This window comes from Pseudomonas sp. 05T35 (genome assembly GCF_056396605.1).
Genome location: NZ_JBFTLU010000242.1, coordinates 1 through 15463 on the forward strand (window position 1 = coordinate 1; position 15463 = coordinate 15463).

Consider the following 15463-nt stretch of genomic DNA (forward strand, 5'->3'; position numbering starts at 1 on the left):
TCCCAATGCCTCGAAAGCGGGCGGGCGGTTACACATTTAGTTACTTGAGACCGGCCGGGTAACAGTGGGAATTAGCCGACAGATGAAGTCGATAATTATTGGTACCGCCATCGCGAGCAGGCTCGCTCCCACAGGGGATTTGTGGGGTGTACAAGGTTTCTGTTTCAACACGATTTAGCGTGGGAGCGAGCCTGCTCGCGATGAGGCCAACCCAAGCAATAGAGAACTCAAACCCAATCACCACAAAAAAAGCCCCACCTGGCTCAACACCGGGCGGGGCTTTCGATGACTCAAGAACCGCTGTTACGCGGCGCTCATGGTCTTGTGCGTATCAATCAAATGCTGCACCACACCCGGATCGGCCAGGGTGGAGATATCCCCCAACCCGTCGTATTCACCCGTGGCGATCTTGCGCAGGATGCGGCGCATGATTTTCCCCGAGCGGGTTTTCGGCAGGCCTGGCGCCCACTGGATAACATCCGGCGAGGCAATCGGACCGATCTCTTTGCGCACCCAGTTTTTCAGTTCCAGGCGCAGCGCTTCGCTCGGCTCTTCACCACCGTTGAGGGTGACGTAGACATAAATGCCCTGCCCTTTGATGTCATGCGGAACACCAACCACCGCCGCTTCGGCGACTTTCGGGTGAGCGACCATCGCGCTTTCAATCTCGGCAGTGCCCATGCGGTGACCGGAAACGTTGAGCACGTCATCCACGCGCCCAGTGATCCACCAGTAGCCATCGGCATCGCGGCGCGCGCCGTCACCGGTGAAGTACATGCCACGGAAGGTCTTGAAGTAGGTGTCGACGAAGCGGTCGTGATCGCCGTACAGCGTACGCGCCTGACCTGGCCACGAATCGAGAATCACCAGGTTACCCTCGGCAACGCCCTCGATGATGTTGCCCAGGTTGTCGACCAATGCTGGCACCACCCCGAAGAACGGACGCGCCGCAGAACCCGGCTTGAGCCCGTGAGCGCCCGGCAGCGGGCTCATCAGGGTCGCGCCGGTTTCGGTCTGCCACCAGGTATCGACGATCGGGCAACGGGATTGTCCGACGTTCTTGTAGTACCACTCCCACGCTTCCGGATTGATCGGCTCACCGACCGAACCCAGCAGACGCAAGCTGCTGCCATCAGCGCCTTCAACGGCCGCGGTGCCCTGCGCCATCATGGCGCGGATTGCGGTCGGCGCGGTGTAGAGGATGTTGACCTTGTGCTTGTCGATGATCTTCGCCACCCGGGTAATGTCCGGGTAGTTCGGCACGCCTTCGAACAGCAAGGTGGTCGCGCCGTTGGCCAGCGGGCCATAGACAATATAGGTGTGGCCGGTGACCCAGCCGACGTCGGCGGTGCACCAGTAGATTTCGCCCGGACGGTAGTCGAACACGCGCTCGTGGGTCAGCGCGGCGTACAACAGATAACCGCCGGTGGTGTGCTGCACGCCCTTCGGCTTGCCGGTGGAGCCCGAGGTATAGAGGATGAACAGCGCTTCTTCGGCGCCCATCTCTTTCGGCGCACACACGGTGCCCGCGACTTTCATCAGGTCTTCGTACCAGATGTCGCGATGCTGGTTCCATTTGATGTTGCCACCGGTGCGCTTGCACACGATGACCTTCTGGATGCTGCTGGTTTCCGGGTTGGTCAGCGCGTCATCGACGTTAGCCTTGAGCGAGATCTTTTTGCCGGCACGCAGGCCTTCGTCAGCGGTGATCACCACTTTCGATTTGCAGTCGATGATCCGACCGGCCAGGGCTTCCGGCGAGAAGCCGCCGAACACCACCGAGTGAATCGCACCGATCCGGGTACAGGCCAACATGGCGACCACGGCTTCGGGAATCATCGGCATATAGATAGTCACCACGTCGCCGCGGTGCACATCCTGGCCGCGCAAGGCGTTGGCAAACTTGCAGACTTGTTCGTGCAACTCGCGGTAGGTGATGTTGCGGCTCTCGGGATCCAGTCGAGGCGCTTGGCTTGCTCGCGCCAGAAACCGTCCGGGTTGACGACCGACTGCTGGTACATGGCCTTGTAGGTCGCCTCGTCAGTCAGCGTGTTGGCTGCAACCTCGGGACGAACGGGATACAGAGAAGCCGCACTCATCTTTCTTACCTCGGTGGAATAGTTGTTTTTGTATGGCCCAGTTGTAGCCCGGGGCGGGCCTATAGAACCATTCGACGATGGTAGTAACAAGCCCCTACAAAACGTCGTGTTTACCGAGCGAACCGCTCAGACACCGCGGTTTCATTGGCTTTCAGGCATTTCGAGAAAGCCGGCCCTGAAGCACACGAGGTCGTTTTTAAGGGATTGTTACAGGATATGCCAAAAGTCTTTATCAAAAGCACACCTATATGCGTGCAACTCGGCCCCCTAAAATCAGCCTCGCCAACACGGCAAACGTGATTAACCCAGTTGCAGCCCCCACGAAGGCAGTTAATCCAACACTTAGTCGTCAAGTTCCACACGCAACCCCAAAAAGGTTGCGTGACCCCCTTCGACCTTTAAAAGGTAAAATTGAAATGAAAGCTTTATTGGTTCTGGCCCTCAGCAGTCTGTGTGCAACCGCCATGGCAGACGAGATCCCGACTGATGTCGCCAACAACACCGTACCGGTAGAGGAATACACTTACTCGACTCACCTGGACATCGCCAAAGTTATCTCCATGAGCGAAGTTCCCAGCGTTTGCGAAGTTGTACCGGCCCGCATGGAATATGAAGACTCGAAAGGTCAACGGCATATTCTGCGCTACAGCGTAATGGGTAACGGCTGCTCCAACGGCTGATCATCAACGCTGAGGCTTGGCTTAATGCCGAACCCGACATCACCGCCCGACTCTCGTCGGGCGTCGTTGTGTCTGGAGCGAGAGAAACGCAGATCAAAACACTACATGTAGTGTAATAAGCCGCTTTTGGTTGTTTTTTGAACAGACAATCCAATCAACAATTGGCGCCCGAAACTGCACACAATCGCGCCTCGAAAAACACCCCATCTCCCCTGTAAGTCCCATCCCATCGGGCTTGCGCCGTTTTGACAGCAAACTCCGACACCATCAGCGCTGCCGAGTCGCCAAAAACCGCTAAAAAAAATCTTCATCGGCCAAAGCCCTGTAAACCCTTGCTCCKCCTTGATTACGCGCCCTGCCGAGGGTTCTCTGAGCCACTTCGTCGCACCACAAGCGTGAAAAAACACCTATAATGCGCCCGTAAATCGGGCCTGCAACATCCCCTTACAGGAGGATGCAGGACGCTGAGGCCACCGCAGGAGCTGACGACGTTATCTCCGCCCTTAGCGACTTCAGGACACCCGTACACATTTCTGTTTTTTGCCTGCGTACTGCTGCAACAAACGATTCCTTTTAGAGACAACGCGGCCAGCGGGCCGTGTGAAAAACCGACCATCAGTGTTTTCACACGGGCGACTGGCCCTCACGCAGGAGACGACACGTCATGCTGAGCTGGGACGAATTCGACAAAGAAGACGGCGAAGTTGTCGCCAAAGGCGCCAATGCTGGCCATGCTACTGAAGCCAACATGGACCGCCTCGACAGCGCCGGTGGTGCCGCAGCCCTTGAAGCTCGGTCGACGAAAAGCGCATGATCAACTGCCGCGCCGACCTCAACCAACTCGTCCCATTCAAATACGACTGGGCCTGGCAGAAGTACCTGGACGGCTGCGCAAACCACTGGATGCCGCAAGAAGTCAACATGACCGCCGACATCGCCCTCTGGAAAAACCCGGAAGGCCTGACCGACGACGAGCGCCGCATCGTGATGCGCAACCTCGGCTTCTTCTCCACCGCCGATTCCCTGGTTGCCAACAACCTGGTGCTGGCCGTGTACCGCCTGATCACCAACCCGGAATGCCGCCAGTACATCCTGCGCCAGGCGTTCGAAGAGGCGATCCACACCCACGCCTACCAGTACTGCATCGAATCGTTGGCCATGGATGAAGGCGAGATCTTCAACATGTACCACGAGATCCCATCGGTCGCTAAAAAAGCCACCTGGGGCCTGAAGTACACCCGTTCGATCTCCGATCCGAAGTTCGAAACCGGCACCGTCGAAACCGACAAAGAGTTGCTGCGCAACCTGATCGCCTACTACTGCGTTCTGGAAGGCATCTTCTTCTACTGCGGCTTCACCCAGATCCTCTCCATGGGCCGCCGCAACAAAATGACCGGCGTCGCCGAGCAGTTCCAGTACATCCTGCGCGACGAATCCATGCACCTGAACTTCGGCATCGACGTGATCAACCAGATCAAAATCGAAAACCCACACCTGTGGGATGCTGAAATGAAGGAAGAAGCTTCGCAGATGATTCTGCAGGGCACTCAGCTGGAGATCGAATACGCTCGCGACACCATGCCTCGCGGCGTGCTGGGCATGAACGCGGCGATGATGGAGGACTACCTGAAGTTCATCGCTAACCGTCGTTTGTCGCAGATCGGTTTGAAAGAAGAGTATCCAGGGACGACTAACCCGTTCCCTTGGATGAGCGAGATCATGGACTTGAAGAAAGAGAAGAATTTCTTTGAGACTCGGGTTATTGAGTATCAGACTGGTGGGGCTTTGAGCTGGGATTGATTTCTGGCGCTGGCCGCCGTCGGACGACAGGCAAGCTTACATAAACGACAAATAAGTTTATTTTAAACGACGCATGGAACTATATTAAAACGCAATACAAATAAGGGCCAATGAACGCTGGCCCTTATTTTCGAGCCCCATCACCAACGCCTTTGGTGCCTCGCTTGGAACCTAAGCGGGCCTCTAAAGCCGAGAAACAAGCCGCTAAGCTTCAAGATCTTGATCATGCCATCATCATAATGCTGATCCTTATGCTGAGGTAATGAGTACTAAAGCACTACTTGAATCAGAAAGATATTATATCGCTGAGTGGTGGCAATGGTTTACTGTTCACGAACAGCGGTCTATGAACGCCACCTAATAACTCCTGCCTGAAAAGAGCGAAGTAGATTAGCGCTCTACTTCGCCTTTAAGTTTTTTTTGGTTTTTATGGATTTTTTTACGGCCGCGGCGATACTTTTTCCAAGCAGTGGTGGTACAGCATTAGATACCTGCTCGACTTGCTGGGATAAATTACCTTCTAGAACGAAGCTCGAAGGAAAACTTTGCAGTATCATTGCCTCGTAAATACTGAGTCGTCTAGTTCCACTTGGATGAATATGTATCTCACGATGACCAAATGCAATTGTCGGACTTGCATCGCCCCATGAAAGGCGCTTAAAGCTGCGCCCTTTCGGATAGTCGCCATCGGGATCACTGAATCGTGGAGATTTTGGATTCATAGTCCAATGATTGGGATGCACAGGAATATCTTCCGCCCTCAACTTTCTATCAAAAAAAGTTGGCTCGGCGAGTGCGCCTATTGCTTCCTTTACCGTTCTTAATCCAGTATGCGCCTCTGGGCGTACTTCACTATAGCCTTGATCTGCGCGTAGAGCCGACAACACGATTCTGCGTCGATTTTGAGGTACACCAAAATCGAGGGCACATAGCTCCTTCTCCGTAATACAAAAGCCGAGGGATTCCAACCCCTTAATCAGCGCCTCGTAGGTTGGAGCGTGCTTTTTATCGCGAATTCCAAGAACATTCTCAAACACAACAAATTCAACGATATAGTCAACTTGGAGCCTCTTAACTATATCTAGATATAGTTGCGGCAACTGGTTTCTAGGGTCATCAACTTTCGAATTGGTGTTTGCACGTGAAAAACCTTGGCAGGGTGGCCCGCCGATCAAACCGATGCGGCTTTTCGACTTCACTCGACTCCTAACCAGTTGGAACACTCCTTCAGGTTGGAGCTTTATCAAATCGGCAGCAACGCTATGAGTTTTAGGGAAGTTTCTCTTATGAGTGCTGATGGCAGCCGCAGATATATCAATCGCGACTGGAATCTGAAACCCTTCCTGGTGAAAACCCCAATCCAACCCGCCGGCCCCACAGAACAAACTGATGACTTTGGGAAGGCCTGTAGGTCCCCGCACAATTTTTATGGGCTGAGCAGATGCCTTGCTGGCTGTTGGGGCACTTGGATTTTTGACAGCCATATCTGTGTACATCTTTGCCGCCTGTTGAGGGTGCGATCGCGCGTAAACCAAAAGGAAGCGCAGAATTCAGCTGATTTGCAGGGCTCGTCATCTGTATGGCTAACGCATCGCCTGGGTATTTCTCCTCGCCGATGCGGGCGCTCGTTTAGCAGTCGGCGATTCTACCTGAATGAACGTCGTCTGAAGAGCTTTGAGAGAGAGGAGAAGTCTCAGGAGCTGAATCGCCCTTGATTTCCTAGGCACATTTGAATGACTGCTTGTGGCCGATTCTGTTGGAGAAGTCGACTTTCAACGTTGCGTTACCTATGTATTGAAAAACCGCCCTTCTAAAATCTCATATACGCAACGATCTCGCTTTGGGTTAGGGGTCGAGTACCCCCTGGAAATGCCTCAAAACTACCGGAAGCGACTTTTTCAACAGAGTCAGCCTAAAGCAGCCAGTCGTAGGTGACCGATCTCGACCATTGTGGACTTCGACTAACGCTTGAAACAAAGTCGCAGCCTTCAGGGAAGTCGCGCCCGTAGCGAATTGTTGGGCCCTAATCATTCTTAATGCGGTACCGGTATTGAGTAGCCTCGAGGCTGTCTTCCTCTGGGCACCAAGAATCAAGATGAGTGCTGACTTTACCATCTGACGCATACAAGCCATCCGCACCGTTTTCTAACCTAATCTCAGACACCACCACCAATGCACACTCTTGAGGATTGGCTTTCGCATGAATCACCTCTCCACTCGTAAGAATTATCGAAGCGCCCTCACCGGTCGTCCCCTTAACCTCAATGAAACGCTTCTCGGCATTCAGTGCTGCAAACAGGTCATAGGGCTGCGAAGCCGAAGTATCGATTACAGACCATCCGGCGTCCTCATAGAGCTTACGAGCGATTCCCATAGCATGGAGCTCGACGCACTTACGCTCCTCCGATGACAAACCTAGCCCCTGACCCATGGCTCCAGTCCTAGATCGAGGTGATAGCTGAATATCGGTTCCTTCCAGAAGCGTCCTCACCGTCTCAAAATCCAGCTGCATCATGGACAACTGAGATACCAAGCCGTCGCCGCTAGCAGAACACAACTTGATGGCCTGAACGGGTGGTGGATTACCGAAATGTGCAAAACCTTCAAGATTCGCTGTAAATGACATAACAGGCGCCTCGGTGGTATCTGGCTCGAAGAACTCGATTGCGCAATGACCACACTTCCATTTTGGGGTCTTTGTTTTACGCTCCCTAATGTCGGTTGACTTGCACGAAGGACAGCGCCGGTGGGTCTTTATGGATTGGGCTTCGGCGATTATGCCAATCCGACCAAAGCCAAGAATTTCGTCCTCCTTCCGAAGGATTGCTATATCTCCGGTCTTGATATTTTTGAAGTTCGGAACAAGGCTGTCATATCGGTACTCTTCACCTGTCTTATCTTGGTAACCATCAATACCTTTCGAAACTCTTGTCTGATCGGACTTCTCGAGCAGAAGCCAACATCTTTGAGTTCCACTCATTCTAAACCACCTGTTCTAAGTCCCTACGTATAGAATAAGAGGCGAACGCAAGCTTAGCTTGCGGGCGTCCCGAATTAGCGAAGCGAGCGATCTGAACACTTGTTAGGCTCGGCGCACCATGCAAGTGTCGATAGGATATCCTGCTCTTCTTATGCTCCATGTTTGCGTACCCCACTCAAAACCACACCCTCGATYGTGAGCTTTTTTAATCGCCTCAAGGGTTCCTTTACTTATGCCCCACCCATGTTGCTTTTTATATTTTTCACCCACCAAATCTCACCAAAATATAATGAGCAGCTATTTGCTGCAATAAACTTTTATGCCACACGTGAAAGTCAAACCTTCACTCCGAAATTTTCATTTCTTCATCTATCCGCGTCATACACTCAGCATCGTACCCACAGCCTGCTTTTGTCCCAGGCTGTGTGAAAACATTATAGAACACGCGTGATAGTCAGCGCCGGAGCGAAAATTGCGCTCTTATATAAATTTTGGGTCTGCTGACTAACCAAACGCTGGCAGATTTCACGTAGCAGCACAGACTACAAAACGGTGCATGCGTTTCCATACAGTCTGGGCCGAAAGCTGCCACAAGAGTAGCAACTGATCACGTCGTTCAGACCGTGTAAAATGGCTGCTATCAGTTAAGGCGCAATCTGTGACTTTAATATCGCCGCAAGCACATCGGGGAAGCCGCAGATATATAAAAGAGTCCGAGGTCTCGATAAAGCGACATACGCCAGCTCTGGCGTTTCCAGCAAGTCTGGCGTAGCGAGCAGTATGACTACGCTACGCTCCAACCCCTTAAACCGACGTATAGTATCGACTGTAATTGCTTCCTCATCAGGAGAGGTTGCATTGCAAAGCAGCTCCCCCGCTAGACGGCCATTCGAAGCGATTCTATTGGCAATTAGGGGTGATGAGGTAAGTACCGCAATATCACATGGAGGGATGCGCTCAGGCCCTATGAGCTCCCTAATTTTTGCGTCAATTGACTCTAAAGCTGCGGCTAAACTGTTTACCGGTACGGCTTCTACCTCAACCCCTTCGAGATTATTATGTAGGATTTCATGCCCAGCATAATGTCGCATTGCTGCCGTGTGGATCTGGGATGTATTACGTAAGTTACGCGTGAGCCGTATAGGAACAAGCTCTACTCCCTCAGGTGGGCGGCCGCCGCGATCGTATACCCGTTGGTTGCAGTCATAGAAGACTTGGAGGCGGGAACGCTCGCCGGGTCGTAGCAGAGACTCTAGCGCTATCCACCACAGAGGCCTGAAATCTTGAGCCTCATCGACGACAATAGCATCAAAGGCAAATTGTGGATTGGTATCGACAGCTTCCATGACCAGCTCGGGGGCAGTTTCGTCGAAGAAAGAGGCCTGCTCAGACACCTGAAAAGTAATAGCAGCTCGGCTTGCCAATTGCAGGCATATTTCATGAAAGCTGCCCGTTTCGATGTTCCTTATACCATGCAGTTTTCGTTTTATCAATGCCTGCAAAGCATGCTCGTCTTCTGCTAGCTGGTGTCCTAGTGGCATTTTCAGCATGAAGGGGCGGGCTAACAGGTCTTCCAAGGCTGTTAAACCGTCTTGGCCCAAAAGCTCTTCACCGCCTGCTAGGGGATGCCCCGCCCCCATTCGTTCAAGTACCCAAGATCTCAAGTCATGTACGTCTTCGTATGAGCAAACAATCTGACGCGGCGCTTCTGCACTTAAACCTGTCTGGGGCACTGCGCAGTCAGGCAACATGATTCCATGGTGCGCGCGTATTCGGCGTGAGCGCCATATGGTTGAGTTGCGGAGCTGCAGAAGGATATTGTGTTTGGCACTCCGAGCTTGTGCGACAGGATCTTTGATGCCGTGTACGAATCCATGCCTGTCACGACTTGTCCAATTGTTAGACGCGGGATCATATGCAATCGCTCCGCCCTTAACTTCAAGCGCTAGGATACCTAGATCAGAATGGGCAACCAGGAAGTCGCATTCTCCATCCCGTTCGGCCCCAGCAGGCGTTAGTCCAAGCCATGGACGACTGTAGAACACCGTGAACGGAGCGCCCAATGCATCTTTTAGAGCGTTGTAAATCCTGACTTCTGCCGCTCGCAGGGGGTTTTCAAGAACTTCACGTGGTAGAGACCTAGGCCACATAGTCGCCATCTTATTTTTTTCTCCCGGGAAGTAGATCTGAGAAGTATCCCGTCTGGGAGGTGCCTGCCGGACCAACTAGCAAGGCGCGATCKAGAAATCGGTTAAAGTGCTCGCATGATGTTTCCGGCGCCAGCACACAGGCGTGACATGCGGCAAGGAGGAAACTACCCGGACGTGCGAACACATCTTCAATGCATAACGGGTCAGATGAGCACCACTCCATCGCTGCAATAGCTGCCTCCACAGTCCTGACAATCCGTGCTGCATCCGCCTGCCGTTGTAAACCACCCAGAGTGCCATCTGCATCGGAGGTGGCAGTGAATATCAGCAGGCCGGCCATCGGGAGATCGCCAGTCGATGCATAAATCCGCTCCCGGAGAGAGGCGCTTGAGTACCCGCATTCGAGAGTTAACTGTCGCATCAGCGCATGCGCAAAGGTGTGAATGAGTAAAAAACGCAGAGTGATGGACTCAGGTAACTCAGAGTCATCGCCATACCGCTCACGCCATTCATGCTTCCACGCTAGATCCAATTTTTCCGCTCGGTCTTGAGCCCATTTCTGTTCTACTTCCCATTTGGCGAGGTGCTCTAAATTGAACTCGAGGAAAACCCCTTCGCCTCGAACTTCAATTGCGGGCAACCACGTCATTGGCTGGAGTGAGAGTGCTGCTAAATCGCGGTTCTCGTCTCCCGGTGGAACTATGCGTGTAAAGCCTTTTAAAGCACGAACCTCTCTTAATCGCACTGCTTTTACAATTCGGCTAAACCACGGCGCTAGATCTGTAGGAACAGTAACATTTCTAACTTCAAACTCTCTATCCGTATCGCTATCTGTGTTTTGGCCGGAGGTTAACTGCCGATATTCCTCCTGCTTTAGATCGGTTACTGGCTGAGTATATTGGTGAAGGCGGTAGTCGATCTGCGCGACAAGCTGCTCTGGTGTTACGTGTAACTCCTGAAGCGCCGGAGCTAAGACGTTTTCAGCAAGCATTCTAACAAAACTGACCCTTTGCCCTGATTCAACGGTAACGATGGCATCCCAATAAATGCCGATCACCTCCTGAAGTCGGTCGGACCACGGTGGGATACTTAGGGCTGATTCGATAACGGGAAAATAAAGGTTTGATGCCCCCCGCTGAACTGCTTGGGGATGGTGACTGCAATTTTGGTCTGGTCCTGCGAGCCATGGACGCTTCCCTGAACAGGTCGAAAACCTCTCCCAAGTTTGATTTGAGAAAATCCCATCCATTGACCTCCGCGCATTGCATTTKGGGCAGCTAAGAATCAGTCCAGCATGACCTGGCCGCTCAGATTCCAAGTGAAGGAAACCGCTACGTCCTGTGCATTCTTCTTCATGGCTAACCCACCAGTGCCAGGGAAAGTCGTCAAGGTGCCCATTTGGGCATGCCATCACAAATCGAACTGGTACAACGTACGTGCGTCCCGCTTCACCTTTTCCGGAGAGGCAAGAGCAGTATCTGAATGCCTTTCCTGGCTCATACCCCCATTTCTTTTGTGGAGCAATACGATTACATCTAGGACATTGGAGCCATCCTGGGAACCTGGTGGCTACCAAAGAACGTTTATCTCCATCACCTTTCCTAGCTCTTGCTGGATCAGTTACCGGCGGCAGACGGAAGCCATGTACTCCGAGCCTCCGCTGGAGTCGGGGTTCATGAATACATTGTTCGTTTCTGAGACCTGCAGGGGGAAATGATCGGTCCCACTCCTCCAGTCCGGCCGCGACTGCGGAAATCGTTGCCTGGTCTGCTCTGAAATCAATAATAGCGCCACGACCAAAGGTAGCTACTACCGCACTACGGCGAAGTTCTCCTAATTCATTGCTCATTTACCTGATTCCCCCTCGGCACGTAATCTCTCCGCTAGCCTGAACGGCGTACCGGTTTCAACACTGCGCATATTGTTCATTGTCGGCCAGGCTTCGCCTGGGCTGCGACCCAGAGCTTTTTCGGTCGCCGCGCGCTCAGCACTTTGGAGTAGCGAATCCCGTGGTTTGTATTCATGCCAGTAATTGCTTGCGTTGCGTGCAGCCCAGTTATCTAGGCGTTCTAGCAACTCTCCCTCAACTGCAGTTTCATCAGGGTCTATGCGAGCCGCCCGCGCAGTGATCTGAGATATCAACGCACGGGCAGCAGCTTCCGCGTTGCCATCAAGAACTGGCTGTTCCAGCATTCCTGGTACGAGATGACGGACCGCAGCAACCAGGACCGCATGCAGAGCCCGATCCCGCGCACGCGATGCAAAAGGGGTTACGCTAGTCGCCTCAACGTCGCGATAAAGCGTTGAATGCCAAGTACGGAATGTCTCGAAATGCGATCGGTCCCGAGCCTTTGCACTGTTTAGCACCGATACGACCAAACCGGCAACGTCACCGCGACCTACCCGGCTTGTGGCCTGGATGTATTCGGCAATACCTTTAGGCTGGCCATACACAAGCATTAAGCCAAGACGGGGAATGTCCACTCCGACTGATAGCATGTTCGTCGCTAGCACTGCATCTAGAGCACCTTGCTTACTAGCATGAACAGCAAGCAAGTCCAGCATATTGCGGACTTCGTCCTGAGACCGTCGAGAAGTTAACTCTTCGATATTTTCGCAAGATCTTTGCTTTTCCCCTCTCAAATCTGAAAGAGTCTTCAAACTGTCATYAACGTCATCCTGCATTAGGACGAGAGAGCCTCCAAGCTCGCGGAGTGAGTTGAAGTAAGCGACTAACGTCCAGTAAGGGTCTGCTTCTTTCGAGCTATCGAAGCCTCCTTTCCCGGACTGCAATAGCGACGCAGATGCTGCTTGGAGTGTGTACTTGGCGGATCGACCTGCTGAGGCAATACCGACATATCGACGCCCTGCTGCTTGATGATTGGTTACGGCGAAACCAGAGTCATCATGGTCAATGGCTGGGGGAGGAAACTGGCAAATGCATCGATCGAAAAGAGCAAGTACTTGGTCTGCAGCTCGCCGAATAGTAGCTGTTGAACCTATGACTTTAGGTTTCGCACCTTGGGACGATAGCATGAGGTCGAAGGCAGCTTCATAGAGACCAGTCACAGTCCCGAGAGGCCCCGAAATTAAATGAAGCTCATCCTGGATGATCAAATCTGGCACGTGGCCGTTATCCAATCCGAATAACCGATTTATCGCCGGCTTGCGGACTATCTGCGCAAACTTATCTACGGTGCCGATAAGCAAAGTTGGGCGCACTTCGTATATATCTTCGTCTACTGTCCAGATCGGTAAGGGTAAACCACCAGCGTGTAGTTGGCAGGTGTTATTGACGCAGTGAACGAGCACGGGAGCGTCATTAGAAGTCTGGGTCCATGTGAGACGCTCTCCACACGCAGGGCAAGCTTGCAGCTGTTTTGGAGAAGCTCCGCTCTCTCCCTTGAGGGATGCATATGACCCCTTGCGCATATTGGGCGACGCGTCTCCACCCACCCAGAGGCCGATCGAGAATGGAGTTTGACCAAGTCCAGAGGAGTTACGGCGGATAGTTTCGCACGCCATAATAAGTGCTGAGGCACGAATGAATTGCTGGGTAGTAAGCAATCGTAGGGTGTAGCGCATAACTGCGGCCACTCCTGCCCCCTCGTCCCCCCTAGCAAGACGCCGATAAAAGGCTGTCAATGCGATCAGACCTAGATACGCTTCAGTTTTCCCGCCGCCAGTAGGAAACCACAGCAGATCCATGATTTCTCGTGCGGGGTGATCTGAATACACTGCTGACTCAGCTGAAAGAAGAAGGAAACCAAGCTGGAATGGGCGCCACCGCAAAGTGCCTCGAGCAGATTTTTCCTTGTCCCAACTGTACTGGATGATCATTGCGCTATTGGCGAGCTGGAAAGCGCGGGTCAGCGTAGGGTCACTCCCGACTTTTCTTGCACCGGCCTCCATTCGGTCGGCAACTTCGTAGCACCTTCTGATATTCGCCTCAGCCGCCGCCTTAAGATTTGAGGATAACTCTATTAGTTTTTCCTCTTGCAGTTGAATCCAGTTTCTATAGGACTGCGAGACGCCGATAAGTGCAGTTGCGAGCTTGTCAGGTGCGGCAGAAGCAAGCCAAGAAGCTTCGAACGTCTCGCTTTTACTAGCTAAGTCGAGGAAAACTTGGTGGCCGCCGGCGTCCACGGCTGGAACAATCACAGAAGGCAACCAGGTAGTGTTTACAGATATGGCTGCGCCTTCTGCATCCTCTTCCCAGTCAGCAGCACAGGTATGACCTGCTGCAAACTCGTGCGCTTCACGGTAAAGCAACGCGGCAGCCTCGTCGTCCGAATCTACACTCGGCCTGCGCGACGGCTTGGGAACAAGCTGTGTGCCGTATGCAGGGACAACCCTTAAGCTTGTTTGAAAAAGTGTTGCGGCTTCCGATTCATCTCTGCCCTGCTCGGGCGTTGCTCCGTTAACCAAAGTTAAAGTGGTTAGCCATTTTTCTCCAATGTTAAGGACTCGAATATTCAGTGCAACACCCGCAGGAACTCCGACCTTGTTGAGCGCTTGCTTGGGTCTCGCTGTTGTAAGCTCGAGATGATCAATCTCAATTGCGATTGCTCTGCGACGCCAGGTTTTGGGGCCTTTTGCGCCGGGGAGCTCTTCTGGCGAATAAAGTCCAAACTCAATGAACACTGATACTACGGGTGCGCCATCATTGCAGCTCACCGCAAACGATAGCCCAGCTGTTGATGGTCGCCGTAAAGACGATGCTGCCACGGCTTCATCAGCAGGAGTGCCTTCGTCATGTACAGACTCTCCTTCAGTGGCCAAACTGTTGTCATCATCCGGATCCGGAGCGCTATTCTGTGGCCAAAGTATGCCCGTTGCGTATATATCGGAAGGGCGGGCATTGACGCATTCATCTGATTCTCGCGGGCCGACCAAGTCAGTAGCTAAGCGTGATAGCACATGGTCTCGCGGGTAGGTTTGTGCTCGAGTCATTTTTTCTTCCAGAACCGGATCTTGGTATAGGCGATGACCATAGGTGCAAGCATAAATCCACTGGTTGCCCACGGCTCGTGCAAGCGAGTTGCCTCCTGGTCGTCAGGTGCTAGTACCAGAGTTCGAGCACCTATCAGGCGCAAGTGATTTATTTGCGTCGATGGGTAGAGGTCTTCACTGGATTTGATAACTGTAGCTAACGACCAGAGATCGTTTCGAACTGCTGGAGATAGGATTGCTAAGGGGGCTTCATCTTCGACAGCAATTGCATAAAGATTCTTTGTTGCCATTGAGCGAGAGGCACGTCCCATTTTGGGAGCAGCTACAAGCTCCAAACAGCGCTGCTGAGCCCAGGCCGCCCCGATTTCGTCAAAGTGCTCAAAGCCTGTTAGACCAGTGGCCCAAATATCGCCCTCCCGTCCTATCTCGGTCATTAGCGCCTGCTCTGTGCATCTTGGCAAAAAACTGTACGTACGTTTGCTTTCAGGTAGATTTGCAGAGGAGAGCTTGAAGCCGCTGCCAGTGCGCAGCTGAGTTCGGGCTCGGGTAGCCCCAACAAACGCAATGCGCATTTCTTCATCCGTATTGCCACGGGCATCGCTTTTGGGTAACAACAGCAGAACTGTTTCGGCTTCCCTGCCCTTGCTCCCGTGAATTGTTCCGAGCACCGGCCCCGCGGAGCCGAAGTCCTGAAAACAAAGAGTCGATGGAGGCTGGCGGCGGCCAAGCTTTCGCCGGAGAGTTCGCATATCAATAGTTTGACCAGGTAAGCCTGCAAGCTCGGCGAGCTTTACCCATGCA

Annotated in this window: 7 protein-coding genes and 3 pseudogenes; 2 read left to right on the top strand and 8 right to left on the bottom strand. The window is 52.9% G+C overall.

Annotation, left to right across the window (positions count from 1 at the left end; genetic code table 11):
• Window positions 1–303: 303 nt before the first annotated feature.
• Window positions 304–2099, bottom strand: a pseudogene (gene acs, locus AC1DH9_RS18340) (acetate--CoA ligase).
• A gap of 416 nt (window positions 2100–2515) precedes the next feature.
• On the opposite strand from acs, the gene AC1DH9_RS18345 reads away from it, so the two are divergent.
• Both AC1DH9_RS18345 and AC1DH9_RS18350 read left to right on the top strand, forming a co-directional pair.
• Window positions 2516–2779, top strand: a complete 264-nt coding sequence (locus tag AC1DH9_RS18345; RefSeq protein ID WP_123585392.1) for a DUF2790 domain-containing protein — start codon at window positions 2516–2518, stop codon at window positions 2777–2779.
• A gap of 664 nt (window positions 2780–3443) precedes the next feature.
• Window positions 3444–4579, top strand: a pseudogene (locus AC1DH9_RS18350) (ribonucleotide-diphosphate reductase subunit beta).
• 398 nt (window positions 4580–4977) lie between these two features.
• Here AC1DH9_RS18350 and AC1DH9_RS18355 read toward each other — a convergent pair.
• From AC1DH9_RS18355 to AC1DH9_RS18385, 7 genes and pseudogenes are all read right to left on the bottom strand, one after another.
• Complete coding sequence (locus AC1DH9_RS18355; protein WP_442114431.1) at window positions 4978–6075, bottom strand: DNA cytosine methyltransferase; 1098 nt, start codon at window positions 6073–6075, stop codon at window positions 4978–4980.
• Between the two features lie 527 nt (window positions 6076–6602).
• Window positions 6603–7559 (bottom strand): protein NO VEIN domain-containing protein, encoded by a 957-nt coding sequence (locus AC1DH9_RS18360; protein ID WP_427535950.1) that lies wholly within the window; start codon window positions 7557–7559, stop codon window positions 6603–6605.
• 644 nt (window positions 7560–8203) lie between these two features.
• Window positions 8204–9310, bottom strand: a complete 1107-nt coding sequence (locus AC1DH9_RS18365) for a DEAD/DEAH box helicase (RefSeq protein WP_477808543.1) — start codon at window positions 9308–9310, stop codon at window positions 8204–8206.
• Window positions 9311–9373: 63 nt separating this feature from the next.
• Window positions 9374–9718: pseudogene (locus AC1DH9_RS18370) on the bottom strand (NERD domain-containing protein); the annotation flags it as partial.
• Window position 9719: 1 nt separating this feature from the next.
• Window positions 9720–11558 (bottom strand): DrmB family protein, encoded by a 1839-nt coding sequence (gene drmB, locus AC1DH9_RS18375; protein WP_477808540.1) that lies wholly within the window; start codon window positions 11556–11558, stop codon window positions 9720–9722.
• Window positions 11555–14662: a helicase-related protein gene (locus AC1DH9_RS18380; protein ID WP_477808541.1), complete on the bottom strand. Its 3108-nt coding sequence runs from the start codon at window positions 14660–14662 to the stop codon at window positions 11555–11557. Before AC1DH9_RS18380 ends, drmB begins: the two co-directional genes overlap by 4 nt.
• The coding region (locus AC1DH9_RS18385) for an ATP-binding domain-containing protein (protein WP_477808542.1) at window positions 14659–15463 on the bottom strand (805 nt) is incomplete at its 5' end. The genes AC1DH9_RS18385 and AC1DH9_RS18380, both read right to left, overlap by 4 nt.

Excerpts from the sequence above, each read along its gene's own strand:
- AC1DH9_RS18365 (WP_477808543.1), bottom strand. The coding sequence starts at position 9,310 with ATGTTGCCTGACTGCGCAGTGCCCCAGACAGGTTTAAGTGCAGAAGCG.
- AC1DH9_RS18360 (WP_427535950.1), bottom strand. The coding sequence starts at position 7,559 with ATGAGTGGAACTCAAAGATGTTGGCTTCTGCTCGAGAAGTCCGATCAG.
- AC1DH9_RS18355 (WP_442114431.1), bottom strand. The coding sequence starts at position 6,075 with ATGTACACAGATATGGCTGTCAAAAATCCAAGTGCCCCAACAGCCAGC.
- AC1DH9_RS18345 (WP_123585392.1), top strand. The coding sequence starts at position 2,516 with ATGAAAGCTTTATTGGTTCTGGCCCTCAGCAGTCTGTGTGCAACCGCC.